The sequence below is a fragment of the Collinsella aerofaciens genome (genome assembly GCF_028207065.1).
GTDB lineage: Bacteria > Actinomycetota > Coriobacteriia > Coriobacteriales > Coriobacteriaceae > Collinsella > Collinsella aerofaciens_AR.
In genome coordinates this window covers 26,798-52,485 of the sequence record NZ_JAQLFP010000009.1, presented here as the reverse complement: position 1 = coordinate 52,485, position 25,688 = coordinate 26,798, and the positions used below count along the sequence as shown (strand labels likewise).

Below are 25,688 nucleotides of genomic sequence, written 5' to 3'. Positions count from 1 at the left end.
CTGCGCGGTGCGGCCTCGTTTGCTCTCAAAACGTGTACGTCAGCCTCCAAAAGCTGCAAAAAATGACATGTTTGGAGGCTGACGTACACGTTTTGAGATGAGGACGAGGGGCGGGGCGGCGCGTGCCGGCGCCGGCGACTACTTGCTTCGTGCCGCCACGCGTTTGGCCTGCACCGTTACCATCGCGTGTCTTACGGCGGTGATGGGGCGATAGCGGATCATACACGGTCCCGACCAGCGCATGATCTCGCGGATCTTCTCGCGCATGGCAGGCCGGTAGCAATGCGAAGGACAGGCCGAGCAAAATGTCTTGGTGCCCATGTGCGGGCAGTGCTCAATGCGCGCGATGGCGTATTTCTGCAGCTCGGCGCATTCGGGGCAGAGCGTAATGGTCCGAAGGCGGAGCTTCACGCGCACGGGCTCATCGTCGCCAGCCTGTTCGACCGCATGCCCGCCGCCATGATGCCCACGACACCACAGCGCAATCATCTGCGACACCATTTGGGCCTCGCGCTCACGTTTGCGTGCCAGCTCCGGTGTGTCGGCGGTGCGCGCCATCTAGCTCAGCCTCCCGTGCTCGACCGAAAGCGAGCAATCGGCAAAGGCGCAGGTGCTGGCACGGTGGCTTACGAGTACGATGGTCTTGCCGCGGCGCTTGAGCTCGTCAACGGCCTGCATTACGGACGCCTCGTTGAGGGCGTCGAGTGCGCTGGTGGGCTCGTCGAGCAAGATGAAAGGCGCGTCGTTGAGGAAGATGCGCGCAAGGCCGATGCGTTGGCGCTCGCCGCCCGAGAGCGAGTCGCCCAGCTCGGCAACCGGGGTGTCGAGACCCTGCGGCAGGCGGTCGATGAGGGCGGTAAGCGAAGCGGAGCGGCAAGCGTCGAGCAGCTCGGCATTGGTGGCGTTGGCGCGCGCGACCAGCAGATTCTCGCGCACGGTGCCGCAGAACAGATGTGTGTCCTGGGTCATATAGGCCTCGTGGCTGCGCAGGCTCGCTGTGTTGATGTGGCGGGCATCGACACCGCTCACCGTGATGGTGCCGGCTGCGGGGTCCCAAAAGCGCATGAGCAGCTTAAGCAGCGTCGACTTGCCCGAGCCCGAGCGCCCCATGATGCAGGTCATGGTACCGGGCGCAAAGGTGCAGGTCACGTCGTCGAGGATGAGATTCGCAGCGGCGTCGTTCGCGACCTGCTCTGTGGCGCCGGCACCGCCCGCGTCCACGCCGCCCGCATAGCTAAAGCTCACATGCTCGGCTGCGGCGCCGGCAAACTCAACGTCCTGTCCATCGGCGACCTCGGCGCACTGGGGCCGCTCGTCGAGCAAATCGAGCACGCGTGCGCCCGAAGCGAGCGTCTCCTGCAGTGAGGCGCCCAGGCGGCTCACGGCCATTACCGAACCAAACGACGACACAAAGGTAAAGACGGCGACAAACGCTGCGGCAAAATCAATCGTTCCCGCAGCCACCAGCTGCAGCGCATGCCCGAGCATCACCAGATTGGCCGCAAGAATAAGCGCATCGGCTACGGCCTCGCTGGCCGCCTGGCGGCGCTTGAGGCGCGCGTCCACGGCGCCGACTTGCTCGGTCAGCTTGGCCAGGGCACGGCTGCGATCGGCGCCACCGGCGAACTGGATAGTCTCGGACGCGCCGCGTAGACTGTCGAGCACATAGGCGCCCAGCTTACCGGCGCCCTCGCGGCTCTGGCGGCCGGTGGTGCCGCATGCCTTGGCCGAGGTCAGGGGCAGTAGCACGCCCAGGACCGCGTAGGCCACGAGCGCGATGCCCGCGAGCTCGGGGCTCACAGCCAGCAAAAAGCCCTCAAACACAACGGTGCAGACCAGAGCGATGGCAATGGGCGAGATGGTGTGCGCGTAGAAGACCTCGAGCAGCTCGATATCCGAGGTGACCAGGCTCACGAGCTCGCCCTTGCCGCGGCCCTCGAGCTTGGCGGGGGCGAGCTGGCGCAGGGCGCCAAACACCAGGTCGCGAATGTGTGCGAGTAGGCGGAACGCGATGTAGTGATTGCAGAGCTGCTCTCCGTAATGGAGCGGTCCGCGTGCGATGCCGCAGGCGGCGCAGGCCGCGCATGCTGCGATAAGACCAAGCCCCAAGGCGTTGCGGCCCAGCGCGGCCATAAGGCCAAAGGCGCCAAAGGCCGGCACGAACGCGGCGGTGAGCATGCCAATGCTGCCCAGCACGACAGCTAGCATAAGCCAGCCGGCAAGCGGTCGGACGAGCCCCATCATGCGCCACATGATGGACGGCGCCGAGCGACGGGCGCGGCCGGAGTCAGGCGCCGCGGCAGCGGAAGACGAGCCGGCACCGTTGAGGCCATCGGCACAGGCGGCGCTGCCGTCAACAGCCTCAACCGCGCCGGCATCCTCGGCATCACCCTCTGCATACGCATATGCCGAGAGCTGCTCCTGGCTGTTCCACATGCGCACATAGGCGCCCGCGGTGGCCAGGAGCTCGCCGTGAGTCCCGCGCTCGGCAATGCGTCCGCGCTCCAGCACCATAATCTGGTCGGCGTCCACGATTGTCGACAGGCGATGTGCCACCACGATTACGGTGTGCTCGCCTGCGAGCGACGCGATGACCTCGCCGATCGCGGCCTCGCTTGCGGCATCGACGCTGCTCGTAGCCTCGTCAAACACATAGATCGGCGAGTCGTGCAGCAGGGCGCGGGCCATGCACACGCGCTGGCGCTGGCCGCCCGAAAGGTTGGTGCCGCCCTCGTTAATCACCATGTCGAGCCCGCCGTTGGCCTGCACAAAGGCCGCCACGCGCGTGCGGTCGAGCGCGCGCAAAAGCTCGGTATCGGTGGCGTTGGGCTGGGCGAGCAGCAGGTTGTCGCGCAGGGTGCCGGCAAACAGGTAACCGTTGGTGGGCACCAGGGTGACGGTGCGCATGAGTGAGGCGGCCGTGGCATCGCGCAGCTCGACGCCGCCGATGCGAACGCTGCCACGGTAGGCACCCTTGCGGCCCGCGATAATCCCCGCGAGCGTGGACTTGCCGCCGCCGCTTTCGCCCACGAGTGCCACGAGCGAGCCGTGCGCAATGGTCGCGCTGGCGCTGTCCAGCACCGTGCGGTCGCCGTATGCATAGCTCACGCCCGCGAGCTCGATATCGCCGCGACCGTCAAGCTCAACATCGCCGCGCTCGGGCTCGGGCGTATCCAAGATGCCAAACATGCGGCGCGAGGCGGCCATGCCGTTCATGGCTGTGTGGAACAGCGATCCCAGGCAGCGCATGGGCAAAAAGAACTCCTGCGACAGAAAGACGATGAGGAAGGCCGCCTCAAAGCCAATCTTGCCCGTGGCGAGCTGCAGTGCGGCTACGATAATGCCGAGCGCGGCGCCCATATAGACGACCAGGTCCATAACGCAAATGGAGCGCAACTGCATCACCAGCAGGCGCATGGTCGCCGTGCGGAAACGCTCGGACTCGGCGTTGATGCGCTCGTGCCAGCTGCGATCGGCCTGGTAGACCTTAAGGGTGGTGAGACCCTGCACGGCCTCCAGGAACATGCCGCCCAGATCGACATAGCTACCCCAGTACTCGGCACCGATCTTTTTGGCGTTGCGCATGACCATCATAATGGAGATAGGGATGACCGGAACGCACGCGAGCAGCAGCGCGGCGGGAAGTCCCGCTTGGCCCATGAGCAGGACGAACAGCGTGGCAGGCGCCAGCCCGGCAAAGAAGAGCTGCGGCAGGTAGCCGCCAAAGTACACCTGGAGCTGCGTGGCGCCCTCGACGCTGGTCTGGACGGCCTCGGCGGTGGGGACGGTCTCGGTGTAGGAGGGGCCGAGTGCGGTGAGCTTGTCGTAGACGAGCGAGCGCGCGCGGCGGACGGCCTCGAAGGCGGCCTTGTCGCCGGTGCGCTGAGCCAGGTAGATGGCGGCGGCGCGCACGATGATGGCGACGGCGAGCGGCAAGGCGGCTTGTGCGAGCGCGTCGACGGCGAGCGCGGCGGAAAGGCCGTCCGTGACGATACCGCCCAAGATGCGCGCAAGCACCCACATCACCGTGATGTTTGCCATGAGCGCGATCCACTTAAACAGGACGCTTGCCATAATGTAGGGCGTTGCCTGCGGAACCAGGGAGAAGAGCCGCTTCTCGAACATGAAACCTCCTATGCCGTAACGGTGCCGGGCTGGGTCCTCGGCAGCCGCTTAGTTAGCCAAATGCAACTAGAGTAACATCGTGCAGCGGGTAAGTATGCCGAGGGTAATTTTTAGCCGATGAACTGCGTAGTAAGTTCAAAATTGTTGAGTGCGGCGAACTTTGTGGTGGACGGAATGCGGGCGCAATTTTGATCGTGTGCGGCCCGCTCCAAAACGTGTACGTCAGCCTCCAAAACCGACAAAAAATGACATGTTTGGAGGCTGACGTACATGTTTGGATAGGGGCAAGGGCGACGACGGACGAAAGTCACGCCTGTGCCACGTTCGATGTGCTAGCGTTTGGGTGAATAAAACGAGCCCGTGCGGAAAGGATCCGGACCGTATGCAACGTGGAAGTACATCTCCGCTGTCCCGCGAGACCGATGCGCCCGAAACTATCGTCAAGCTGGAGTGCGACATCGATGACGCGTCGCCCGAGGTGCTCGCCTACGCCGCCGACCGCCTGCGCGAGGCCGGCGCCCGCGAGGTGCACTGGCTGCCCCTCTACTGCAAAAAGGGCCGCCCCGGATGGCAGTTGCAGGTGATTTGCTCGCATGAGGATATCGAACGCCTGCAGACGACTATCTTTTTGGAAACCACGACCAACGCCGTTCGTCGCCAGGTGATGGAACGCGTCTGCCTGCCGCGTCGTTTTGAGCAGGTAGCGACGCCTTGGGGCGAGGTGGCCGTCAAAGTAGCCACCCTGCCCGACGGCAGTGAGCGTGCGGCGCCCGAGTACGAGGACTGCGCCCGTCTTGCCCGCGAGCATAATGTGCCGCTCCAGCGCGTGATGCAGGCGGCACAAGCCCCGGCACTGCGATTTGAATAGCGCGGCCGGCGACATCCCGCGCCCAGCCCCATCAACCCCACACCGAAAGGACTCCCCATGAAATACCTCATCGCTTCCGACATTCACGGCTCGGCATACTGGACCGAGCGTCTGGTCGCCGCCATCGAATCCGAGCAGCCCGACCGCATCGTGCTGCTGGGCGACTTGCTCTACCACGGCCCGCGCAACGACCTGCCGCGCGACTACGCTCCCAAGCGCGTGATTCCGCTGCTCAACGCCCTGGCCGACCGCATCATCGCCGTCCGCGGCAACTGCGACGCCGAGGTCGACCAGATGGTGCTCGACTTCCCCGTCATGGCCGACTACGCCACGCTGTTCGACGAGACCGGCCGCGAGCTGTTCCTGACGCATGGCCACGTCTTTGGCGCTGGCATGCATAACAGCGTTGACCACGCGCCCGCGCTGCCCGAGGGCTCCGCGCTCGTCTACGGCCACACGCACATCAAGGTTAACGAGGCAAGCGAGGCGCACCCGGGCCTGTGGCTCTTTAACCCCGGCAGCGTGAGCATTCCCAAGGACGGTACGCACAGCTATGGCATCTACGAGGACGGCGCGTTCCGTCACGTGATCCTGGAGGAGGAATAACCATGGCCGAGCATATGGCTCAGCAAAATGCCGAGGGTTCGCGCGACCTGTCCACGCTGGTCGACGCGTCGGCCGAGCTGCAGCATCTGGTGCAGACCATCTGGCGCCTGCGTCAGCCCGATGGCTGCCCGTGGGACCGCGAACAGACGCATCAGAGCATTGGCAAGAACATGATCGAGGAGGCCTACGAGGCGCTCGACTGCATCGAGGCCGACGATGCGGCACACCTTCGCGAGGAGCTGGGCGATGTGCTCATGCAGGTAGTGCTGCATGCACAGATTGCCGCGGATGCCGGCGAGTTTACGCTGGCCGACGTGGCGCACGATATCGACGCCAAGCTCATCCGTCGGCATCCGCACGTCTTTGGCGATGCGGATGCTGACAGCTCCGATGAGGTGCTCAAGATTTGGGACGAGGTCAAGCTTGCCGAGAAGGCCGCCAAAGACCAGGCCGTGGCGGCAGGCGAGGCCGCGCCCGAGGGTCTGCTCGACGGCGTGCCCACGCACCTGCCGGCGCTGATGCAGGCTCAGAAGGTGTCGCGCAAGGCGGCTGCCGTGGGCTTTGAGTGGGAGACGGTCCAGGACGTGTGGGACGAGGTCGCCGAGGAGCGTGCCGAGTTTGAGGCCGAGGCTTCCGGCTCGCCCGAGCGCGAGATGGAGTTTGGCGACCTGCTCTTTGCCCTGGTCAACGTTGCGCGCAAAGAGGGCATCGACGCCGAGAGCGCTCTGCGCGCCAGCACGGCCAAGTTCCGTCGCCGTTGGGCCGCAATGGAGCAGATGGCATCCGACGCCCACGTTGATCTTGCCGAGCTTTCGACCCACGGCCTCAACGACCTGTGGGATGCCGCAAAGGCGGAGGAGTAAGACTGCGGGAACGACGGGCTGGCACGCCTCATCGTTCCCGCTAAATTTTTCGAAAATCAAGTGTATCCCTCGGCTAACTTAGGGCATAATGCAAAAAGTGCGACATGGCTAACTTACGGAGGCGCACCGACGGTGCACGGTCAGCCGGTCGCTTGCATCCACTATGTTTCCAAGTGAGAGGGAGACAACATGAGCGATATTTTGGACGTCTACGGTCGCGAGGTGCTCGACAGCCGCGGCAATCCCACCGTCGAGGTCGAGGTCGTGCTCGAGGACGGCAGCTTTGGCCGCGCAATGGTGCCTTCGGGTGCTTCGACCGGCGCCTTTGAGGCCTGCGAGCTGCGTGATGGCGACAAGGGCCGCTATCTGGGCAAGGGCGTCTCTCGGGCCGTCGAGCACGTCAATAACGAGTGCGCTAACGCCGTCGTGGGCCTCGACGCCTTCGACCAGCGCGCCGTCGATGCCGCGCTGATTGCCGCGGACGGTACCCCCAACAAGACCAAGCTCGGTGCCAACGCCATCCTGGGCGTGTCGCTGGCCGTCGCCCGCGCCGCTGCCGAGTCGGCGGGCCTGTCGCTGTACCAGTACCTGGGCGGCGTCAACGCCCACCTGCTGCCCACGCCTATGATGAATATCCTCAACGGTGGCGTCCATGCCGACAATAACGTTGACTTCCAGGAGTTCATGATCATGCCGGTGGGCGCCCCGAGCTTTGCCGAGGGCCTGCGTTGGTGCGCCGAGGTCTACCACACCCTTAAGGGCGTGCTGCACGAGGCGGGCCTGGGCGGCGGCGTGGGCGACGAGGGCGGCTTTGCGCCCAACCTCAAGACCAATGCCGAGCCGTTCGAGTACATTACCAAGGCCGTCGAGAAGGCTGGCTTTAAGCCCGGCGTCGACTTCATGTACGCCATGGATCCGGCCTCGACCGAGTTCTACAACGCCGAGACCGGCATGTACGAGCTCAAGGGCGAGGGCGTGGAGTACACGAGTGCCCAGATGGTTGATTACTGGGAGAAGCTCGTCGACACCTATCCCATCATCTCCATCGAGGACGGCATGGCCGAGGAGGACTGGGACGGTTGGGTTGAGCTTACCCGCCGCATTGGCAACAAGGTGCAGCTGGTGGGCGACGACCTGTTCGTCACCAACACCGAGCGCCTCAAGAAGGGCATCGAGCTGGGTGCCGCCAACGCGATCCTGGTCAAGGTCAATCAGATCGGCACGCTCACCGAGTCGCTCGAGGCCATCGAGACCGCCAAGGAGGCCGGTTACGCCTGCATCGTGAGTCACCGCTCCGGCGAGACCGAGGATTCCACGATCGCCGACCTGGTCGTGGGCGTCAATGCCGGCCAGATCAAGTCGGGCGCCCCGTGCCGCAGCGACCGTATCGCCAAGTACAACCAGCTCATTCGCATCGAGGACGAGCTCGAGGGCAGCGCGCGCTACGCCGGCAAGGCCGCGTTCTACAACATTCGCTAAACGGGCGAATTTGGCGAGGAGGAGGCTGACTCGGTTCCGCCCCGCCTTGGCTGGACGCCGCAAAGCGCTGTGGGCGCTGGGCCATATGGCTCAGCGCCTTTTTTATGTCGAGCAATGGCTGGCGAAGGCGGTGCGGGCGCTCGTGCTATAACTAAAGGACTTAGCGCAAACAAACCTCAACCGCACAAGGCGCACATGGATCAGATTTACGACAACAGGTACTATTCCGCCGGTTCACGCGAGCCGTCGCCTCGCCGTGCACGCACGGTGCAGCTCGGTGGGCCCGCCTACGCCGGCGTCGACCGCCCCGTGCAGCGCCCGACAAGTACCTCGCGCCCCAATGCTCAAGTGAATACTTCGACAGATGGACCGGTGCGCCCGGCACGTTCGTCGCATACGTCGCGTCCCTCGACTCAGGCACACGACAAATCGAGCAGGCCCTCGAACCGCTTTTCGGGCTCGGACTTTATGCGCTACGCCAACGACAACGCGGTGGTCAAGGCGATCTATGACTTTACGCATGGCTCTCTGCGTCCGCTGTTTATCGGTGTCGTGGTGGCGCTGGTGCTCGTGAGCCTGTATTTCCCCGTGCGCGACCTGTACGTGGCAAAGCGTTCGAGCGATATCTTGGCCAAGCAGGTCGAGATTCGCCAGCAATACAATGATGAGCTGCAAAAAAGCGTCGACAAGCTGCTCTCGGAGGAGGGTATCAAGGACGCGGCGTCCGAGGACCTGGGCCTGGTGATGCCCGGCGAGAAGAAGATTGACGTGCTGGGCTTGGACGACGATTCGGACTCGTCGTCGAGCAAAAAGTCCTCAAACGCCAAGAAGGCCAGCGAAGTGGCCAAGGAAATCGAAGAAGTCGGCAAGGACGCGCCGTGGTACATCCAGGCGCTCGACATGCTGTTTGGGTTTAACGGCGTCGAGGGCCAGACGGTCGTGTCCAACGGCAAATAGCGCCCGGAGGGGAGCCCGCAATGACAAATTGCAAACGCTATAAGGTAGCCGCGATCGACCTGGGAACGGTGTCGTCGCGACTGGTGCTGGCGCAGGTCGAGGCCGGGGCGATCGTGGAATCGTCCAAGCATACCGAGATTACCGACCTGGGCGAGGGCGTGGACGCGACGGGCCGCTTTTGCGAGGCGGCCGTTGAGCGTGTGCTCGCTGCGTGCCGTACGTTTGTGGACGAGGCGCGCGCCTTTGGGGCCGTGTGCGTCTGCACCACGTGCACGAGTGCCGCGCGCGATGCGTCCGATGCCGCGTTGCTGCTGGACGGCCTGCGCGAGTTGGGGCTCGAACCACAGGTGATTCCGGGCGAGGTCGAGGCGCGCCTGACGTTTTTTGGCGTGGCGCACGACTTTGCCGGCGAGCGCATCATCGTCGCGGATTCGGGCGGCGGGTCCACGGAACTCGCGACGGGCGTATACGCTCCGGAGCGCGGCGTCTTTGCGCTGGAGGGAACGCGCTCGCTGGACATCGGTTGCCGTCGCGTGACGGAGCGCTTTTTCTCCGCGTTGCCGCCCGCGGATGGCGAGCTTGCTGCCGCTGCCGCGTGGGCAGGCGAGCAGTTCGCCGCCTATTTTGAAGGCCTGCCCAGCGACTTTGAGCGCGCCGAACGCCTCGTTGCGGTGGGCGGTACCGTCACCACGCTCGTGGCGCTCGTTCACGAACTGGAGCCGTACGATTCGAGCTTTGTGCACCTGCGCGAGCTTTCGATGGAGCAGGTCTCGGCCGCTATCGAGCGCATGTCCGCGCTGGACGTTACGGGCATTGCCGCGTTGCCGGGCGTGCAGCCCAAGCGCGCGGGCGTGATTCTGGCCGGCGCCGTGGTGATCCGCGAGCTTATGCGCGCCGGTGGCTACAGGGCGCTTACCGTGAGCGAGAACAGCCTGCTTGCCGGTATGGCCGCCACCATTAACGAGGTTCTCGACGGCGAGCTACCCACCATCGGCTGGACCCCCCCAGCCTCAGCACCCTCCAATAAGTTGCGGTGAAATACGGACTAAAATCGCCCTTTCGGGCCCCAAACAGTCCCTATTCCACCGCAACTCAACAGCCGGCACTTAGGGACGTTCCTTTTCTGCCGGCACCTGGGGACAGTCCTTGGGTTGATATGGGCAGTCAAAAAAGCCCCGTCCCAAATTATCTGCTCTGCAGTTGACGGCGTTCAAAAGAAATGAGCCCGCATCCCCGGGGGACACGGGCCCGTAAAAGCCAAATGGTAGGGGCGGTGGGACGTCTGCGCATTTGCTGCGCAAATACGCACCGGCTTCGGCCGCCTGTCGGCGCCCTCGCCGGCTCGCTACGGACGCTGCGCGTCCGCTTAACGCTCGCCCCCTCGCGGGTTCGAGTCCCGCCGGCATCTTAAAGAAACGAGCCCGCATCCCTGGGGGACACGGGCCCGTAAACAATACGTGGTAGGGGCGGTGGGACTCGAACCCACAATCCTTGCGGCGAGAGATTTTAAGTCTCCTGCGTATGCCAATTCCGCCACGCCCCCGTGAGACTAGAAGTCTAGCACAAGCCGCCCGTTACGCGTTGACGGCCATCGAGTGTTGGCCCGACTTCTCCAGGAACTCCTGGAACTTGGCTTCGTCGCCCTTGTTCTGGTACTGCAGGGCCAGCAGGTATTCCAGGCGGCAGCTCTTGACCTTGTCGTCACCGGCTTCCTTGAGCATGCGCTCCAGCTCGGGAATATCGTTGTGGCGCTTGAGGATCATCGTGTCATACATCAGCTGGCATTCGTGTGCGACCGCCTCGGCCTGATCGCCCTCAAAGCCCTTGATCTCGTGCAGGAGCTCCTTGGACTTTTTGCGGTCCTCCTGACCAACGTAGTAGTTAAAGGCCTTAATGACCAGGTCGACGCGCTGCATCTTGGGCAGATTGAGCCCCAGCAGCAAATCGAACATCTCATCGGCGCGCTTGTGGTCCTCGCGCAGCAGATAGGAGTTCAGGCGCAGGTAGTCGCGGTTGTAGCGCGGGTACAGCATGCTGGTGAGTTTGCCGTCGAGCAAACGATCGAACTCGTCCCACTGCTTAGCGGCCATAAGCTGCTGCAGGCGTTTAAACGTGGTGCGTTTTTTGACGCTAAAGAACACCGACACGGCGATGCAGATGATAACGACGGCGGTCCAGAGTGTGCGGGAATCGGGCATATTAGGGTCCTTAGTCACTCATAAAGCGAGCGGTATGACAACACGTACTGGATGTATTATACGCAGCGCGCAAGCAAACTGGCATAAAAGCTCATCGAGGCCGAGTGCTATCGCTCGCTGCGGTACACTTACCTAAAGTAAACCATGAAGGGAGACATTACCTATGAAGAAGATCGTTTTGGCTTGCGGTGCTGGCGCTGCTACTTCCACGCTCGTTGCCCAGAAGGTCGCCACCTTGCTCGACGCCAACGGTTACGCCGGCAAGTACGAGATCGTGCAGTGCGCCATCTCCGAGGCCAAGGACTACTGCGACGAGGGCGCCGACCTGCTGATCGCCACCACCGTTGCCCCCGAGGGCCTCACCTGCCCGTACGTGAGTGGCGTGCCCTTCATGACCGGCATGAACCGCGTCGCTGCCGAGAAGGCCGTCCTCGACGTCATGGCTCAGTAGGCGCTGACTGTATGAGTGAGCAGAACGCCAATCCGGTCGAGCTCTTTGGCATGCGCGTTGCCCATGTGGGCATTAACGCCACCGACCCGGCAGATGCCCTGGAGATCGCGGAGCTGTTCTCGACGATGATGGGCCTGCCCGTTATCGAGACCCCGGTTTCGTACTTTAACGATTCGCTGGTCGAGATCATGAAGCAGAACGGTCGTGGCGCCAAGGGCCACATTGGCTTTGCTGTCAACGACATCGATGCGGCCGAGAAGTGGTTTGCCGAGCGCGGGCTCGAGGTCAACGAGGAGTCGCGCGTGCTGCTGCCCGACGGCGGCACCAAGCTCGTGTACTTTAAGCGCGAGTTTGCCGGTTTCGCCGTGCACCTGTGCCGCGAGTAGCGCACAAGCTGCCATAGCTAGCAAAAAGGGATAGGGCCGTGTGGCCCTATCCCTTTATTTATGCCGAGGGGCTTCCTAGCGCGGCAGGCGAATCGTAAAGCGGCTGCCGACGCCCTCGACTGAGGTCACGCCAATGACACCGCCATGGCTGTCGACGATCCACTTGGCAATGGCAAGCCCCAGACCCGAGCCCTGCGCGCCGGCATCGCGTGCGTTGTCGGCGCGGTAGAACCGTTCAAACGCGTGGGCTGCGGATTCCTGGTTCATGCCGATGCCCTCGTCCTCAACACTTATGTCGATCGTGCCCGCGCCCGCATCCGGCGTCACGCCAAACGAGATGGATGTGCCCGCGTCCGAATACTTGGCGGCGTTCTGCACGATCACGCGCAGAGCCTGCTTCACGAGCGCCACGTCAACGGGCGCGTCGCAGCGCGGGTCGCTGGTAAGTGCGGCATCGTACGCCAGTCGATATGTGTGCGCGGCATCGATCATCTGCGATTCCTCGCATACCTCGCCGACCAGTGCGGCCAGGTTAGTATTCGCACGCCGCAGGACCGTGCGCCCGGCATCGCCGCGCGCCAAAAACAGCAGCTGCTCCACGAGCTCCTGCATATGCTCGCTTTCGGCCTTGAGCGAGGCAATGGACTCTGCCAGCACGTCCGGGTCGTCTTTGCCCCAGCGGTCGAGCATGTTCACGTAGCCCTGAATCACCGCGATGGGCGTGCGCAGCTCGTGGCTCGCATCGTTGACAAAGCGCATCTGCTGCAGCTTGGCCTCTTGCATCTGGCGCAGTAGGCGGTTGAGTGCAACCTCGATGCTTGCCAGGTCGGCGTCGCCGGTAGTGACGCTCGGCGAGTCGACGCTTGCGCGCTCGATGGCCTGCTCCAGTGTTTCCATCTTGCCGCCGGAGAGCTGCATGCGGCCGAGTTCGTCCACGCGCAGGGCCAGATCGTTGAGCGGCGCCATGGTGCGGCGCACGCGGCGGGCGCCGCCGAGCATGTTGAGCACGCTGATGACCTGCCCACCTGCAACGACAAGATAGAGGGGCCACAGCGCGATGAGGTCCTGCGCGAGGGGGAAGGTCTTGGTGGTGCGCGCAAGCTCGACGGTATAGGTGAGCGTGGCGGGGTCCCAGCCGTGCGCGGGCGTCAGCGACATGCCGCGAACGGTGGCGCTGGGGATCCATCCTGCGGTAAACGCGCCGTTGGGCAGCGTCTGGTTGTATCCATAGACGAGGATCGCCGCCGCAATAACCAACAGTAACAGATCGAGCCAGATGTGGCTCATCAAGCGGCGCCACATATAGCTCCAGTTGATGGCGCGGGCGATGGAGGTGACGCGCTTGACCTCGGCGTTACGCACGGCAGACATAGCCCACCCCGCGCACGGTTTGGATGATGCGGGCACCGCCGGCGTCTTCGATCTTGGCGCGCAGGTGCGCGATGTGCACGTCGACGTTGTTGGTGTCGCCCACGTATTCGTAGCCCAGCGCCTCGTGCGCGATGCGCTCGCGCGTGAGCACGGTTTCGGCATGCGTCATAAGCAGGGCGAGGACGTCGAACTCGCGGGCCGTGAGCGCGATGGGCGAGCCACCGACCGTGACTTCGCGGCGGTCGGGGTCGAGCGCAACCGAGTCAACGGTAAGCGCGGCGTGGGAGGGCGTGGCAGCGGTCTGGGCCGTGTCGGTTGCCGGGGGCATTGTGGCGATACCGGCGCCCGCGCCGCCTGCCGCGCCCGCCCCAGTACCGGCGCCTCCAATGCCCGAAGCCGCCCGCACGGCCTCCGAGCGCTTCAGCGCCACGCGGATCCGTGCGAACAGCTCCTCAATCGCAAATGGCTTGGTCAGGTAATCGTCGGCGCCGGCATCGAGCCCGGCCACCTTGTCCATCACGGCATCGCGCGCGGTGACCATAATCACCGGCACATCCTTGTGCTTGCGGACACGCCGCAGGACCTCCATACCGTTGAGCTGCGGCAACAGCACATCGAGCAGAATCAGATCGTAGTCGCGCTCCAGCGCCAGGTTCACGGCGGTGCGACCGTCGGCGGCGTGCTCCACCTGGTAGCCTTCGTGCTCCAGCTCGAGCGTCACAAAGCGGGCGATTTTCTCCTCGTCCTCTACGATCAGAATCCGTGCCATGCGTGCCCCCGTCTGCGACTACTTGTCGTCGTTCAGATTTTGCTTGATGTCATCCGCGGCGTTAGCAGCGCTATCCATAAGGTTGTTGATGCTGCCGGGCACGTCGCCGTCGCTGTCGATGCGGTAGCGCATGCCAAAGAACAGGCCAATCAGCATCAGCCAAATCGTAGCGCCCCAGGCAAACAGCGCGACGATGGGAATCAGGATGGGGATGTTGAGGATGATCGCATCGCGGCGCGTGGCGATAAACTTGGTGTCCAGGCTCAGGCGGAAGAGCTTTTTGAGGTACTCCCACACGCCGTCCATCTTCTTGGAGAAGTCGGTCTTTTCGCTCGACTTTTCGTAGGCGGCCTGCGCGGCGACCATCTCGGCCGAGGGCTCATCGACCGGTGCGGACTCGGTCGCGGCGTGCGCCGACGTGGTCGGGGTCTTGCCCTGCGACTCGAGCCAAATGATGGCATCCAAAACGTTGCCGTTGGCAGCGTCGAGCGCCGCCTTGGCATCGGTGTAGCTCACGCTGCACTTGGTGCGGATGGTTTCAACTTTTTCGAGGTCGTCCATGGCCTGTCCTTTCGTTCGATGGGCGCGACGCCGGGCAATTTGCTCGGGCGCGAGCGTTGCGTTCGGCGGTCTGCGTTGCGCCGCCCCGCCCTTGGTCGAACTCTATAGTGCAGGTTATAGATTAAGCGATTCTTGAGCCAAGATTAATGTTGGATGAGTTTTTGGGTGGCAGTGGGAAAAGTATTAGACCTCGATAACGGGGGATGGTGAGCCGATGACAAGCCGGCGGCAGAAATGGGATAAGCAAGGCGAACGGATCATATGGATTAAAATCGCGTTGCAAAAGTATGAGTTTCACACACGGCAGCCATGGAAGGACCTTAATATTACTTAGGCATGTGGCATTTGACGCCAGTCCTAATTGAAAGGCCAAGGGTAAATGGCTCCATGGGCAAGTGATTCTGTTTGCTAATGACCGAAAGCACCAATCCGTCATGTTGATTAAGGTTTCTGTTTGCTTGCATGGTTCGCTAGCTGCTAAAAGGCTGACCGATTGACTGTTTATGGCATCGTTAGTCGTCGGTGTTTTATAACATTAATTTAAAATAGCTGCAGTGGCTGAATGAATATAGAGAAAGGACTATCAATGGAGTGCAACTGGATTTACTTCCCATTAAACGGTCGTCCGCCGCAGCCGTTAATGGACGTTGTAAAAGCTGTAAATAAAAATATTGAGCAGATTCGTTCTGATAAAAACAGTGAGCACAGCGATAGCGTGCTCCGAATTTTGGCGTTCGATTTGGAGCAATTTGGTTTCAATGTTGAGGTGGGGAAAAAGAAAAACGAGAAACTATCGATGCCAGTGTTGTATGGGGAGAAAGGCTTAATTGATAAAGCTTTTGAGGTCGATGCCGTCCATAGGGACACTAACACGATAGTGGAGATTGAGGCCGGGCGCGCTGTCGCGAACAACCAGTTTCTGAAGGATTTTTTTGAAGCGTGCATGATACAGGATGCAGCATATCTTTGTGTAGTCGTTCGTAATGTGTACAAGAGTGGTGACAACTCAAGCAGAGACTACGAAAAGGTCGTAACTTTTTTCAAAACATTGTATGCAAGCGGGCGCATGCCTGTTCCGTTAAAAGGCATTATGGTTATTGGGTACTAACTGCAGTGGTTCTTTCAGTTTTGGAATAGTTCCGCGTGTAACTATTTGTGTGTCGGGCACATGGTGACTTGGGCAGCGGCTCGGACTCAGCGGATGCGAACAGCATGTATGCGGCAAGGTTTTCAAATTGTTTTAGAGGAAAACCTCTGCTGCTCAGTCAGCATTCGGCACCCTTCCCAACGCACGTATGATTAGCTTTTGAGATCGCTTCTGCTCTCTAATGGCGGCCGCAAGAGCCCTTCGACGTTCGATTTTGGCTTGCAGCTCATCAACCTTTGTAGCGGGTACATAGTCACTTTTGACCTTGTCGCCGACTCGATAGTTGAGATAGCAGTATTCGTGGCCCTTTATGTTTCGCATGCGGATGCTGCCCTTTGGAAGGAGACTGATTTCCTGCTCCATGAGGCCCAAGAGGCGGCTCGAGCGTGCATATTCCTCTTCTAGGACATCTTCTAAGACGGACATGGAGCCTCCTTTCCGAGTAGTTACCCTACATTCTATCAAATCCATTAACTTGTAGGGTAACTCAAGCATGTCCGCACGACATGTGACACTTACCCTGCCGCCCTGCTCTGCCGCGGCGGCATGTACCCAAACAACGGTCCTCTAAGGAGTTCGATATCGATGAGTGATAACACCAAGCATCTCGCAAAGAAGTGCGTCAAGAACGCGGGGCCGTGCCTCGTGCTGTGCCTTGCCGGCGCAACGGTCGCGCTGCTGGCTGTTCTGGGGCCGTTTGATGTGCTCCGAAGTGCCAGTTCTCTGCATGTTTGCATGGCTCTTGCCGGCGCCATGATGACCGGCGGCGTGCTCGATCTGATCTTTTGGGTGTTTGACCCGTTTGGATGGAAGAGCGAGGGGTAGGTCCCAAAGGATGGAAGGGCTGGAACGGTTGACTTAGTGATCGTGCAGAATGTGGGCTAGCGACTTACAGGGAAGCGGTGATCCGATGACGGTCTATGTGACGGGCGACGTCCATGGCGGCGCTGACATGCAAAAGCTGCGCGATTGGGATCTTGGGGAAAGCCTGACGAGCGACGACCATCTCATCATTGCCGGCGACTTTGGCTTTCCGTGGGATTTCTCTGCCGAGGAGTGCGCCGACATCGCTTGGCTGGAGTCGCGCCCCTATACCGTGCTGTTCGTCGACGGCAACCACGAACGTTTCGACCACTGGGCGGAGCGACCCATGGAGTTGTGGCACGGCGGACTGACACAGCGCCTGTCGGACACCTCGCCCATACGGCGCCTGACGCGCGGCGAGGTTTTTGAACTCGACGGCTCAACGGTCTTTACCATGGGCGGCGCCACGAGCGTGGACAAGGAATACCGCATTCCGTATTCCAGCTGGTGGCCGCAGGAGTTGCCGGACGAGCGCAACTTTGAGGAGGCACGGACGAAGCTCGACAGCGTGGGCTGGAAGGTCGACTACGTGGTCACCCACACCTGCTCTACGCGCATGCTTTCGCCCACGCTCTATCCGGCGCCCGGCTGGAATTGCCCCGCCGTCGATCGACTTACGGCATTTTTTGACGAGTTGGAAGACCGCTTGGACTACAAGCGCTGGTACTACGGGCATTTTCATCGGGATGCCAACCCGACCGAGCGCCATACCGTGCTCTACGACTGCATCGTTCGCCTGGGCGACGAACTCCAGCCTTGGGATGTTGCGTAGGGGTGGGGCGTATTTGGCTACTCGGCCGTTACAGTGATGTTCTCTCGGTGCGCGCGGATAACATCCCAGCTAAAGTGCTCGACCAGCCGCTCGGCAGAGCGCGGCGTGGTGTCCGGCGCGATGCCCGTTTGCCCGGCGAGCCAGCCCAGCAGCGCTTCGGGCGTGCCAAAGCGGGCGCGGAGTTCGCCCAGGTCCAGATCGCGATCTCGTTTGGAAAGGCGGCGGCCGTCCGGTGCCATGAGCAGCGGAATATGTGCGTAGTGCGGCGTGGGCAGTCCCAACAGGTGCTGCAGATAGATCTGGCGCGGCGTGGACCCCAGCAGGTCGCATCCGCGCACGACCTCGGTGACGCCCATGGCGGCGTCGTCGACCACCACGGCTAGCTGATAGGCAAACACGCCGTCGCTGCGGCGGACCAAAAAGTCGCCGCACTCGGTGGCGAGCGCCTCGCATTGGGCCCCGTACGTGCGGTCCACAAATTCGATCACGTCGTCTGCGAGGTCGTCGACGGTGGGCACGCACAGACGTGTGGCCGGGGCGCGCAGGGCGCTGCGGCGGGCCACCTCCTCGGCCGAAAGACTTCGGCAGACACCACGGTAGATGGGCGTGCCGTCGCTCGCGTGCGGTGCACTCGCGGCGTGGAGCTCGGCGCGTGTGCAAAAGCAGGGATAGGTGAGGCCGGCGTCTTTCAGCCGGCGCAAGGCGCTCTCGTACAGGTCCAGGCGGTCGTGCTGGTAGTAGGGGCCTTCGTCCCACTCCAGCCCTAGCCAGGCCAGGTCGTCAATCAATTGGGCGGCAAATTCCGGGCGCTTGCAGCGATCGTCCAGGTCCTCAATGCGTAACACGATGCTGCCGTCCTGGCTGCGGGCCGAAAGCCATGCGCACAGGCAGCTGAACACGTTGCCCAAGTGCATACGGCCCGAGGGCGACGGGGCGAAGCGCCCCACGACGGGCGCGGGAGCGGCCGGCGTCGTTGGCGCGTCGGCGGCGGGTGTTGCTATGTTGCGTGCGTTGATGTCCATGCGGACGAGTATAGCGCGGGGCGCGGTGGGGGAGACGCTGCCGTGGCCTGCAAGTTGCTGAGGCCGCGCGTTGCGCGTGCCGGACCACCGGCTCGGCACCTTAATCGTCGTCAATCAATTTAGCCCTCAAACGACAGAAACCCCGGCAGCTCTTCGCAACTGCCGGGGTTTCCGCGGAAAAGGGGGACATGATCCTCGAGCGGACGGCAAAGGGGCAAACCGTTTTCGCTCAACTGCTTTATGCCCCTCAACTGGCGGCTCAATCAGCGCATGCCGCGCCCACACAAAGCCGCTACACCTGTGACGGAGCTGTGAAGTGGTGTCTGCTGCTGGCGCGGGCCATGGCAAGGAGTGTCCCAGACTGCCGGCAGATAAGGAACGTCCCCAAGTGCCGGCCGTGGACGTGACTTTCGTCCCGTTTGATACTCCGCTGGCCTAGATGTTCGTCACATGAGCCCGCAAACGTGGGACAATGACGCTACTGGTACCACAGACAAAGGATGTGCCTATGAACGCCCCCGTTGCCCAGCCCTGTCGGCAGCGCCGCCTGTTTGCGCGATTCGCTTCCGTCTGCGCACTCGTCGCGCTTGCGTTGTTGCTGCTGCCTGCCGCCGCGCACGCCGACGGCTACTCCATGAGCCAAACCTACATCGGCGCCACGGTTGAGGCCGATGGCTCGCTGACCGTTGTCGAGGGACGCCAGTTCGATTTCGACGACGACATCAACGGCGTGTATTGGGATATCAATACAGGCTCTAACCAGCAAGGCGGCTCGGTGGTCGTCAATGTGCTAAGCGTCGAGGAAGACGACACTGCGTTTAACAAGGTCGACAGCGCAAACAAAGGCGACGACGGCGTTTACACGGTGGAACAGTCCGACGACGGCGTAAAGATTAAGGTGTTCAGCCCTCACGAGAGCGGCGACAGCGCAATCTACTACGTGAGTTATTCCATGACCGGTGCGGTTATGAACTGGGCCGATACCGCCGAGCTCTACTGGAAATTTGTGGGTGACGGCTGGTCTGCGGACTCCGATGACGTCGAGATGGAAGTCTACTTTGCAAATGCCGCTGCCGGGACGGCCGCCGTCAAGGGCGATAACTTCCGCGCATGGGGCCACGGCCCGCTGACGGGCGACGTGTCACTCGATGCGGACGAGCCCATGGTCACCTATACCATTCCCTGCGTGCATGAGGGAGAATTCGCCGAGGCACGCATCGCCTTCCCCAACGACTGGGTGCCGCAGCTCGCCGCCTCGAGCGAAGAGCGCATGTCGACGATTCTGAGCGAAGAGAAGGAATGGGCCGACGAGGCCAACGCTCGCCGTGAGCACGCGCGTGCGGTTGCCGGCGCGATTGCCGTGGTGTGTGTTGTCGTGGCGGTTGCCTATACCGGTGTGATCGTGATGCTTAAGCTGCGCAGGCCCAAGCCCAAGCCACTCTTCCAGGACGAGTACTTCCGCGATGTGCCCTCGGCCGACCATCCCGCGGTGCTTGCAGCTCTCATGAGCTGGAACGACGTGCCCGATCAGGCATATATCGCCACACTTATGAAGCTCACCGACGACCGCGTGATCAAGCTGGAAGAAGCGACCGAGACCAAGAAGAAGGGTCTGCTCCGTCGCGAAAAAGAGGAGCAGACGTATCGCATCACAGTGACCGACGAGGCCTGGAAGGCTGCCAAGAAGGACGGCATCGATCGCGACGTGCTCAAGGTCTTCTTTGCTGGCGTTAAGCCCGATAAGGACGGAGTCCGTTCGCGCACGTTTAGCGAGTTGGAGGAGTACGCTAGCGAGCGCACCACATCTGTTGGCGACAAGCTCGAGGACTATCAGAGCACAGTTAAGGGCAAGCTGGAGGCGCGCGAGCTTATTGCATCGGATGGCACTATCGCGATGGTGGCCGGCCTGGTTCTCGGCATCATCATTGTCTTTGGCATTCTGGGCTCTCTGTTCTATACCGACTTTGCGGATGCCAACGTCGGTGCCGCTATGATCTCGATCCCCGTTACGATCGTGGGCTTTGTCCTGAGCTGCACCTTCCGCCGTTACACGCCGGAGGGCGCCGAGGTGGCGGCTCGCTGCAAGGCGCTCAAGCATTGGCTCGAGGACTTTACGCGCCTGAAGGAGGCTATCCCCAGCGACCTAATCTTGTGGAACAAACTGCTGGTGATGGGCGTTGCCCTGGGCGTTTCGAAAGAAGTGCTGCGACAGCTGGCCGAGGCCGTGCCTGCGGATCTGCGCAACAGCGACGATTTCTACGACAACTACCCCTGCTACTGGTGGTATTACCATCACTACGGCAACGAGTCTCCGCTCGATTCGTTCAACGAGGTGTATCACGAGACCATCCGCGAGCTGGCTTCGAGTTCCGATAGCTCGAGCGGCGGCAGCGGCGGCGGCTTTTCCGGTGGCGGCGGTGGCGGCGTCGGCGGAGGCGGCGGCGGAACGTTCTAGCGAGCGCTTGCTTTGGGGTGGATCTTTCTGGGCGGTTGCCAGGGAAGATTCATCCCATTTTTGTGCATCGAAACGGGTCAAACTTTCCGCTGCGGACCTTCGCGCAAGGGACAGTGGACAAAAAATGCCAAATATGAGTACTGTTGCTGCGTTGGTCACATATGTTTGCACATAATAATGGGCTCCTAATGAGAGTACTTCTCGTTAGGAGCCCATTTTATTGAACATTTGGGGAGTTATGTCAGCTCGTGCAGCTGGTCGTCATGCCTATAAGCATCAAAAATGCCCCAAATCGCTGCTACTAAAAAGGTAACAGTACTCATATTTGATGTTTTTTGACCAGGGCTATCTACAAACCCCCTAGGCCACTCATTGGGGACAGACTTAAATGACTAGTTGTTGGGGATCAGTCATTGGGGACGTTCTTAAATGACCAGGTGTGGCTGCTTGGGCTAGGCTGTTAGGTCGAGTTCGTAGAGAAAGCTTTCACGCGGCATGTCGTGACGACGCTCTTCGCGGTTGGCGCGGTGCGTGGCCGTGCGCTTAAAGCCGTGCAGCTCGTAGAACTTCCACGAACAGTTGGAGTCGGTGTACAGGTGCGCCCTTGTCGCCCCGCGCGAGGAAAGGTACGAGACAGCGGCATCGAGCAACACCGAGCCAACGCCCAGGCCATGGACATCGGGATCGACGGCGAGCAGCGTGACTTCGTTGTCGTGCGGCAATGGGCTGCTCTCGAGCAGGCGGTTGTTGGTTCGGATGGTTGCGCGCACAAACGAGAGATACTCGGCGCAGGCATCGGGCTCCAGTTCGCGCATCTGCGACAGCAACGCGCGTTCGGTATCCATCCAATGCTCGTTGATAGTGACGCCGGGGCTCTGTCCTGCGCGTGCAAGCGCAATGCCGCGCGCCTCGCCGTCAATTACCGCAACCTGCGAAAACGTCGAGGACGAAAGGCAATAGGCGAGGTCGCATGCGGCCTCAAGGCGGTTGTACTCATCGTTATCCGAATTGTTATGCCAAAGCTGCTGCAGAATCAGCGCGATGGCGTCGAAGTCTTCGGTATCAAACGGTCGGTAGAGAACCCGCGAGACCATGGTGCCTCTTTCTTTTGCGGATGCATATCGAGCACAGTTCTACCACGCTATTGGCATCTAATTATGGTGCCCCTGTGTTCCATGAACTCACCGTGCCCGGTGCCGTGCCCATCCCCTCTGCTCGCAAACTTTTTCTGCACATGCGCCCGTTGCGGGGTGCATCGATGCGCTCGATGCGCTACATTGAATCAGTATTTTCAATGCCGCTGCGCGAGCGCTGCAGATCGACGTATCACCGACTCACAGAGCACGGCGGCGTACCAGACAGGAGGACTGCATGGGATCTGATGTGAAGATCGCGCGCGCGTTGATCTCGGTTACCGATAAGACGGGCGTCGTCGATTTCGCACGGACGCTGGTCGATGACTTTGGCGTCGAGATCATCTCTACGGGCGGCACGGCTCGTGCCATCGAGGACGCGGGCGTTCCCGTAACCCCCATCGAGGAGTTCACGGGCTATCCCGAGATGATGGACGGCCGCGTTAAGACCCTGCACCCCAAGGTTCACGGCGCGCTGCTGGCCCGCCGCGATTCCGAGCAGCACATGCAGGAGGCCGCCCAGCACGGCATTAAGCTGATCGACCTGGTCGTCGTCAACCTGTACGAGTTCGAGAAGACCGTCGCCAACCCCGAGGTCACCTTTGCGGATGCCATCGAGCACATCGACATTGGCGGTCCCTCCATGCTGCGCTCCGCCGCTAAGAACGCTGCGAGCGTTACCGTCATCTCTGACCCGGCCGACTACGACGCTGTCCTTGCCGAGATGCGCGAGACCGGCGGCTGCACCACGCTTGCCACCCGTCGTCGCCTGCAGGTGAAGGTCTACCAGACTACCGCCGCCTACGATACGGCTATCTCCCGTTGGCTTGCCGCCCAGGCAAGCGACGTGGCGGACACCTCTGCCAAGCTCGAGATTTCGCTGGAAAAGGTCGACGACCTGCGCTATGGCGAGAACCCACAGCAGAAGGCCACGGTCTATCGTTTTGCCGAGGGCTGCGAGAACACCGCGAGCTCGCAGTTCCCGCTCGTGGGCTCCGAGCAGATCCAGGGCAAGCCGCTCAGCTACAACAACTATCTGGATGCCGACGCCGCTTGGAACCTGGTCCGCGAGTTCGACGAGCCGGCCTGCGTGATCCTCAAGCATCAGAACCCCTGCGGTTCCGCCGTTGCCGAGGACATCACGGCCGCCTACGATCGCGCCTTTGCCTGCGATCCCAAGAGCGCCTTCGGCGGCATCATCGCCTGCAACCGCGAAGTTCCCTTTGAGCTGGTTGAGCACTTCGCCGACCAGAACAAGCAGTTCGTCGAGGTCATCATCGCCCCGAGCTATACCGCCGAGGCGCTCGAGCGCATGGCCAAGCGCCCCAACCTGCGCGTGCTGGCTACCGGCGGCGTGGACCACGGTGCCCATGTGGAGCTGCGCTCCATCGACGGCGGCATGCTGGTGCAGGAAGTCGACCACGTGACCGAGGACCCCGCGACCTTTACGTTCCCCACCGACCGCAAGCCCACCGACGCCGAGATGGCCGAGCTCGAGTTTGCCTGGAAGGTCTGCAAGGGCGTCAAGTCCAACGCCATCCTGGTCTCCAAGGGTAAGGCCGGCATTGGCATGGGCCCCGGTCAGCCCAACCGCGTGGATTCCGCGTTGCTGGCCTGCGAGCGTGCTGAGGACTTCTGCGAACGCGAGGGCGTGGAGAAGGGCGGCTTTGCCTGCGCAAGCGACGCGTTCTTCCCGTTCCGCGACAACGTCGACGTGCTTGCCGCGCACGGCGTGACCTGCATCATTCAGCCCGGCGGCTCCAAGCGCGACGACGAGAGCATCCAGGCCTGCAACGAGCATGGTATTGCGATGGTCTTCACCGGAGCTAGGCATTTTAGGCACTAGAGGCTTTCCCAAGCACCCGACCTTGCCCCTCAAACCGTCGCCTGCGTACATTTAGTACGCGGCGCTCCTCTTTCGGGGCAATCTCGGGCACTTGGAAAACCCTTAATGGGATGTTTCTCTATCCCATTAAACTGTTCGGTCGCCTGACCATATCGTCAAAATAATCTCTGCAAAAGACGGCTGCTCCGTTTGGAGGGCCGTCTTTTTGGTATAAGAGGACGGAATGACTAACACGAAAGGTACAACCATGCCCCAGATTGATGATGCCGAGCTGTTTGGCAATGCCGAGGATCAGCGTGCGTACGAGGACTTTTGCGCCAATCAGGAGGCGGTCGAGAAGTTCACGCTCGACAAGCCCGCGCTTGTCTGCCGTTGGCGCATGTCCAATAAAAAGGTGCCCATGCTCAACCGCCACATCCGCGCGCTGTCCGAGCGCCTGGTGCAGGGCGAGCTACTTACCCATAACATGCTCAGCTGGGCCAAGCAGCACGTTGAGTGGTCGCTAGCCGAGGGCGATTACACCGCACACGACGGTGTGCTCATGCTGGTGATCGACATCAACGGCAACGCCGCCATGACAGTGGGGGAGTACGAGCCGCTCGCCGATACGTCGGCCAAGGCGCTGCGTGCCCGCTCCGCCGAGGCCCGCTCCGAAGCCGACGAGACCGGCGTGGCGCCCGAGCTGCTCGCCGCCGTCAACAACGGCGAACTCGCCTTTGTGGCGCCGGCGGACGAGTGCCTGTGCGGCACGGCGACGCTCATCGAGCAGCTGGCCCAGACCAAGGGCATCCCGGTCACGCGCGTAGATATTCCCGCGCAGCTTAAGGGCGCGCTGTTCCTGGTGAGCGACGAGCACGGCGTGGTCCCCGCAACCGAGACGGATGCCGCCGAGGCCGACGCCGCCACGGTCGCCTTCTTTGTCGACGGCTACGAAAAGCTTCGCGCCCGCCGCTAAATGATTATTCTGGGACGGGGATTAAAGAATCATTTTGGTTCCCGCCACCGCTGCGAGTGCGAGGCGGACAAAACGCCCCCGCTCGCGAACAATTCTGTCACCTTGGCGACGTGCGTGGCGCGCACCTGCAGTTTCGCAGCCATAATGGTGGCAAGACAATCAAGAGGGGAGCGGAATCCATGGCGCTAATCTATATCGTTGAGGACGACGAGCCCATTCGTCGTGAGCTTGTCGACATCCTTGCCCGCGCCGGGTTTGAAATCGAGGCCTGCGAATCGTTCGAGCATGTCTCGCGCGATATTCTCGCCGCCGCGCCCGACCTGGTGCTGCTCGACCTCACGCTTCCCGTCAAGGACGGCCAGCATATCTGCCACGAGGTTCGCCGCGAATCCGAGGTCCCCATCATCGTCCTCACCTCGCGCACGACCGAGATCGACGAGGTCATGGCCATGACGCTCGGCGCGGACGACTTTGTTCCCAAGCCCTATAGCGCGCGCGTGCTCGTGGCGCGCATCAACGCACTGCTGCGTCGCACCGCGGCGTCAGGCGAGCGCAGCACGCTCGTCCACAAGGGGCTGGAGCTCGACCTCGCCCGCTCTATGGTCACCAACACGGCGACCGGCGACAGCACCGAGCTCACCAAAAATGAGCTGCGCATTCTCTCGCTGCTCCTGAGCCGCGCGGGCAAGATCGTCTCGCGCTCGGCCATCATGCAGGACCTGTGGGACTCCGACGCCTTCGTGGACGACAATACGCTCACCGTCAACATCAACCGCCTGCGCACCACGCTCGAAAAAATCGGCATCAAGGGGTATTTGACGACGCATCGCGGCCAAGGCTATTCGGTCTAGGGGCCGGCT

Annotated in this window: 24 protein-coding genes and 1 tRNA gene; 15 read left to right on the top strand and 10 right to left on the bottom strand. The window is 61.9% G+C overall.

Annotation, left to right across the window (positions count from 1 at the left end; all coding sequences use genetic code 11):
* Window positions 1-138: 138 nt before the first annotated feature.
* A complete protein-coding gene (locus PMX72_RS04090) occupies window positions 139-558 on the bottom strand; it encodes a nitrous oxide-stimulated promoter family protein (protein ID WP_271728938.1) in 420 nt (139 codons plus the stop codon).
* On the bottom strand, window positions 559-4,125 hold the full coding sequence (locus PMX72_RS04085) for a thiol reductant ABC exporter subunit CydD/CydC (RefSeq protein WP_271728937.1): 3,567 nt from the start codon (window positions 4,123-4,125) through the stop codon (window positions 559-561).
* 382 nt (window positions 4,126-4,507) lie between these two features.
* On the opposite strand from PMX72_RS04085, the gene larC2 reads away from it, so the two are divergent.
* The 6 genes from larC2 (at window position 4,508) to PMX72_RS04055 (ending at window position 9,935) form a co-directional block, all read left to right on the top strand.
* Entirely contained in the window at window positions 4,508-4,993 is a 486-nt protein-coding gene (gene larC2, locus PMX72_RS04080) for a nickel pincer cofactor biosynthesis protein LarC2 (protein WP_271728936.1), read from the top strand.
* Between the two features lie 57 nt (window positions 4,994-5,050).
* Window positions 5,051-5,599: a phosphodiesterase gene (gene yfcE, locus PMX72_RS04075; protein ID WP_117646212.1), complete on the top strand. Its 549-nt coding sequence runs from the start codon at window positions 5,051-5,053 to the stop codon at window positions 5,597-5,599.
* Window positions 5,600-5,601: 2 nt separating this feature from the next.
* On the top strand, window positions 5,602-6,462 hold the full coding sequence (gene mazG, locus PMX72_RS04070) for a nucleoside triphosphate pyrophosphohydrolase (RefSeq protein ID WP_271728935.1): 861 nt from the start codon (window positions 5,602-5,604) through the stop codon (window positions 6,460-6,462).
* A 189-nt stretch (window positions 6,463-6,651) separates the two neighbouring features.
* Window positions 6,652-7,941, top strand: coding sequence for a phosphopyruvate hydratase (gene eno / locus PMX72_RS04065; RefSeq protein ID WP_117629967.1), 1,290 nt, complete (start codon window positions 6,652-6,654; stop codon window positions 7,939-7,941).
* Window positions 7,942-8,136: 195 nt separating this feature from the next.
* Window positions 8,137-8,898, top strand: coding sequence for a hypothetical protein (locus tag PMX72_RS04060; protein ID WP_233502567.1), 762 nt, complete (start codon window positions 8,137-8,139; stop codon window positions 8,896-8,898).
* Between the two features lie 20 nt (window positions 8,899-8,918).
* A complete protein-coding gene (locus PMX72_RS04055; RefSeq protein ID WP_271728934.1) occupies window positions 8,919-9,935 on the top strand; it encodes a Ppx/GppA phosphatase family protein in 1,017 nt (338 codons plus the stop codon).
* A gap of 421 nt (window positions 9,936-10,356) precedes the next feature.
* On the opposite strand, the gene PMX72_RS04050 is transcribed toward PMX72_RS04055, so the two are convergent.
* A tRNA-Leu gene (locus PMX72_RS04050) sits at window positions 10,357-10,441 on the bottom strand.
* A 31-nt stretch (window positions 10,442-10,472) separates the two neighbouring features.
* Window positions 10,473-11,096 carry a hypothetical protein gene (locus PMX72_RS04045; RefSeq protein WP_271728933.1) on the bottom strand — a complete coding sequence of 208 codons (624 nt, stop codon included), beginning with the start codon at window positions 11,094-11,096 and terminating at the stop codon, window positions 10,473-10,475.
* A 163-nt stretch (window positions 11,097-11,259) separates the two neighbouring features.
* Between PMX72_RS04045 and PMX72_RS04040 the strand changes: the two genes are divergently transcribed.
* Both PMX72_RS04040 and PMX72_RS04035 read left to right on the top strand, forming a co-directional pair.
* Window positions 11,260-11,547 (top strand): PTS sugar transporter subunit IIB, encoded by a 288-nt coding sequence (locus PMX72_RS04040; RefSeq protein ID WP_117564906.1) that lies wholly within the window; start codon window positions 11,260-11,262, stop codon window positions 11,545-11,547.
* A gap of 11 nt (window positions 11,548-11,558) precedes the next feature.
* A complete protein-coding gene (locus tag PMX72_RS04035) occupies window positions 11,559-11,933 on the top strand; it encodes a VOC family protein (protein WP_117757630.1) in 375 nt (124 codons plus the stop codon).
* Between the two features lie 75 nt (window positions 11,934-12,008).
* Here PMX72_RS04035 and PMX72_RS04030 read toward each other — a convergent pair whose 3' ends face one another.
* From PMX72_RS04030 to PMX72_RS04020, 3 genes are read right to left on the bottom strand one after another with little or no spacing between them, the layout of a single operon-like run.
* Window positions 12,009-13,304: a sensor histidine kinase gene (locus PMX72_RS04030; protein ID WP_117785978.1), complete on the bottom strand. Its 1,296-nt coding sequence runs from the start codon at window positions 13,302-13,304 to the stop codon at window positions 12,009-12,011.
* Window positions 13,288-14,073 (bottom strand): response regulator transcription factor, encoded by a 786-nt coding sequence (locus PMX72_RS04025; RefSeq protein ID WP_117785977.1) that lies wholly within the window; start codon window positions 14,071-14,073, stop codon window positions 13,288-13,290. Before PMX72_RS04025 ends, PMX72_RS04030 begins: the two co-directional genes overlap by 17 nt.
* An 18-nt stretch (window positions 14,074-14,091) precedes the next feature.
* Window positions 14,092-14,634 (bottom strand): UBA domain-containing protein, encoded by a 543-nt coding sequence (locus PMX72_RS04020; protein ID WP_117785976.1) that lies wholly within the window; start codon window positions 14,632-14,634, stop codon window positions 14,092-14,094.
* 586 nt (window positions 14,635-15,220) lie between these two features.
* Between PMX72_RS04020 and PMX72_RS04015 the strand changes: the two genes are divergently transcribed.
* Window positions 15,221-15,742, top strand: a complete 522-nt coding sequence (locus PMX72_RS04015) for a hypothetical protein (RefSeq protein ID WP_117772846.1) — start codon at window positions 15,221-15,223, stop codon at window positions 15,740-15,742.
* Window positions 15,743-15,895: 153 nt separating this feature from the next.
* Here PMX72_RS04015 and PMX72_RS04010 read toward each other — a convergent pair whose 3' ends face one another.
* Window positions 15,896-16,207 (bottom strand): DUF6788 family protein, encoded by a 312-nt coding sequence (locus PMX72_RS04010; RefSeq protein ID WP_117772848.1) that lies wholly within the window; start codon window positions 16,205-16,207, stop codon window positions 15,896-15,898.
* A 159-nt stretch (window positions 16,208-16,366) separates the two neighbouring features.
* Between PMX72_RS04010 and PMX72_RS04005 the strand changes: the two genes are divergently transcribed.
* Window positions 16,367-16,606, top strand: a complete 240-nt coding sequence (locus tag PMX72_RS04005) for a hypothetical protein (protein WP_117772850.1) — start codon at window positions 16,367-16,369, stop codon at window positions 16,604-16,606.
* Between the two features lie 85 nt (window positions 16,607-16,691).
* Window positions 16,692-17,417 carry a metallophosphoesterase gene (locus PMX72_RS04000; protein WP_118226857.1) on the top strand — a complete coding sequence of 242 codons (726 nt, stop codon included), beginning with the start codon at window positions 16,692-16,694 and terminating at the stop codon, window positions 17,415-17,417.
* Window positions 17,418-17,434: 17 nt separating this feature from the next.
* On the opposite strand, the gene gluQRS is transcribed toward PMX72_RS04000, so the two are convergent.
* Window positions 17,435-18,439: a tRNA glutamyl-Q(34) synthetase GluQRS gene (gene gluQRS / locus PMX72_RS03995; RefSeq protein WP_271728931.1), complete on the bottom strand. Its 1,005-nt coding sequence runs from the start codon at window positions 18,437-18,439 to the stop codon at window positions 17,435-17,437.
* A gap of 508 nt (window positions 18,440-18,947) precedes the next feature.
* Between gluQRS and PMX72_RS03990 the strand changes: the two genes are divergently transcribed.
* A complete protein-coding gene (locus tag PMX72_RS03990; RefSeq protein WP_158564553.1) occupies window positions 18,948-20,894 on the top strand; it encodes a DUF2207 domain-containing protein in 1,947 nt (648 codons plus the stop codon).
* A 452-nt stretch (window positions 20,895-21,346) separates the two neighbouring features.
* Here PMX72_RS03990 and PMX72_RS03985 read toward each other — a convergent pair whose 3' ends face one another.
* Window positions 21,347-21,988 carry a GNAT family N-acetyltransferase gene (locus PMX72_RS03985; protein ID WP_118206253.1) on the bottom strand — a complete coding sequence of 214 codons (642 nt, stop codon included), beginning with the start codon at window positions 21,986-21,988 and terminating at the stop codon, window positions 21,347-21,349.
* A 277-nt stretch (window positions 21,989-22,265) separates the two neighbouring features.
* On the opposite strand from PMX72_RS03985, the gene purH reads away from it, so the two are divergent.
* The 3 genes from purH (at window position 22,266) to PMX72_RS03970 (ending at window position 25,679) form a co-directional block, all read left to right on the top strand.
* Window positions 22,266-23,873: a bifunctional phosphoribosylaminoimidazolecarboxamide formyltransferase/IMP cyclohydrolase gene (gene purH, locus PMX72_RS03980; RefSeq protein ID WP_118206252.1), complete on the top strand. Its 1,608-nt coding sequence runs from the start codon at window positions 22,266-22,268 to the stop codon at window positions 23,871-23,873.
* Window positions 23,874-24,120: 247 nt separating this feature from the next.
* On the top strand, window positions 24,121-24,828 hold the full coding sequence (locus PMX72_RS03975) for a hypothetical protein (RefSeq protein WP_233539219.1): 708 nt from the start codon (window positions 24,121-24,123) through the stop codon (window positions 24,826-24,828).
* A gap of 179 nt (window positions 24,829-25,007) precedes the next feature.
* Complete coding sequence (locus tag PMX72_RS03970) at window positions 25,008-25,679, top strand: response regulator transcription factor (RefSeq protein ID WP_117564915.1); 672 nt, start codon at window positions 25,008-25,010, stop codon at window positions 25,677-25,679.
* Window positions 25,680-25,688: the final 9 nt, after the last annotated feature.

Excerpts from the sequence above, each read along its gene's own strand:
- PMX72_RS04090 (WP_271728938.1), bottom strand. The coding sequence starts at position 558 with ATGGCGCGCACCGCCGACACACCGGAGCTGGCACGCAAACGTGAGCGC.
- PMX72_RS04085 (WP_271728937.1), bottom strand. The coding sequence starts at position 4,125 with ATGTTCGAGAAGCGGCTCTTCTCCCTGGTTCCGCAGGCAACGCCCTAC.
- larC2 (WP_271728936.1), top strand. The coding sequence starts at position 4,508 with ATGCAACGTGGAAGTACATCTCCGCTGTCCCGCGAGACCGATGCGCCC.
- yfcE (WP_117646212.1), top strand. The coding sequence starts at position 5,051 with ATGAAATACCTCATCGCTTCCGACATTCACGGCTCGGCATACTGGACC.
- mazG (WP_271728935.1), top strand. The coding sequence starts at position 5,602 with ATGGCCGAGCATATGGCTCAGCAAAATGCCGAGGGTTCGCGCGACCTG.
- eno (WP_117629967.1), top strand. The coding sequence starts at position 6,652 with ATGAGCGATATTTTGGACGTCTACGGTCGCGAGGTGCTCGACAGCCGC.
- PMX72_RS04060 (WP_233502567.1), top strand. The coding sequence starts at position 8,137 with ATGGATCAGATTTACGACAACAGGTACTATTCCGCCGGTTCACGCGAG.
- PMX72_RS04055 (WP_271728934.1), top strand. The coding sequence starts at position 8,919 with ATGACAAATTGCAAACGCTATAAGGTAGCCGCGATCGACCTGGGAACG.
- PMX72_RS04045 (WP_271728933.1), bottom strand. The coding sequence starts at position 11,096 with ATGCCCGATTCCCGCACACTCTGGACCGCCGTCGTTATCATCTGCATC.
- PMX72_RS04040 (WP_117564906.1), top strand. The coding sequence starts at position 11,260 with ATGAAGAAGATCGTTTTGGCTTGCGGTGCTGGCGCTGCTACTTCCACG.
- PMX72_RS04035 (WP_117757630.1), top strand. The coding sequence starts at position 11,559 with ATGAGTGAGCAGAACGCCAATCCGGTCGAGCTCTTTGGCATGCGCGTT.
- PMX72_RS04030 (WP_117785978.1), bottom strand. The coding sequence starts at position 13,304 with ATGTCTGCCGTGCGTAACGCCGAGGTCAAGCGCGTCACCTCCATCGCC.
- PMX72_RS04025 (WP_117785977.1), bottom strand. The coding sequence starts at position 14,073 with ATGGCACGGATTCTGATCGTAGAGGACGAGGAGAAAATCGCCCGCTTT.
- PMX72_RS04020 (WP_117785976.1), bottom strand. The coding sequence starts at position 14,634 with ATGGACGACCTCGAAAAAGTTGAAACCATCCGCACCAAGTGCAGCGTG.
- PMX72_RS04015 (WP_117772846.1), top strand. The coding sequence starts at position 15,221 with ATGGAGTGCAACTGGATTTACTTCCCATTAAACGGTCGTCCGCCGCAG.
- PMX72_RS04010 (WP_117772848.1), bottom strand. The coding sequence starts at position 16,207 with ATGTCCGTCTTAGAAGATGTCCTAGAAGAGGAATATGCACGCTCGAGC.
- PMX72_RS04005 (WP_117772850.1), top strand. The coding sequence starts at position 16,367 with ATGAGTGATAACACCAAGCATCTCGCAAAGAAGTGCGTCAAGAACGCG.
- PMX72_RS04000 (WP_118226857.1), top strand. The coding sequence starts at position 16,692 with ATGACGGTCTATGTGACGGGCGACGTCCATGGCGGCGCTGACATGCAA.
- gluQRS (WP_271728931.1), bottom strand. The coding sequence starts at position 18,439 with ATGGACATCAACGCACGCAACATAGCAACACCCGCCGCCGACGCGCCA.
- PMX72_RS03990 (WP_158564553.1), top strand. The coding sequence starts at position 18,948 with ATGAACGCCCCCGTTGCCCAGCCCTGTCGGCAGCGCCGCCTGTTTGCG.
- PMX72_RS03985 (WP_118206253.1), bottom strand. The coding sequence starts at position 21,988 with ATGGTCTCGCGGGTTCTCTACCGACCGTTTGATACCGAAGACTTCGAC.
- purH (WP_118206252.1), top strand. The coding sequence starts at position 22,266 with ATGGGATCTGATGTGAAGATCGCGCGCGCGTTGATCTCGGTTACCGAT.
- PMX72_RS03975 (WP_233539219.1), top strand. The coding sequence starts at position 24,121 with ATGCCCCAGATTGATGATGCCGAGCTGTTTGGCAATGCCGAGGATCAG.
- PMX72_RS03970 (WP_117564915.1), top strand. The coding sequence starts at position 25,008 with ATGGCGCTAATCTATATCGTTGAGGACGACGAGCCCATTCGTCGTGAG.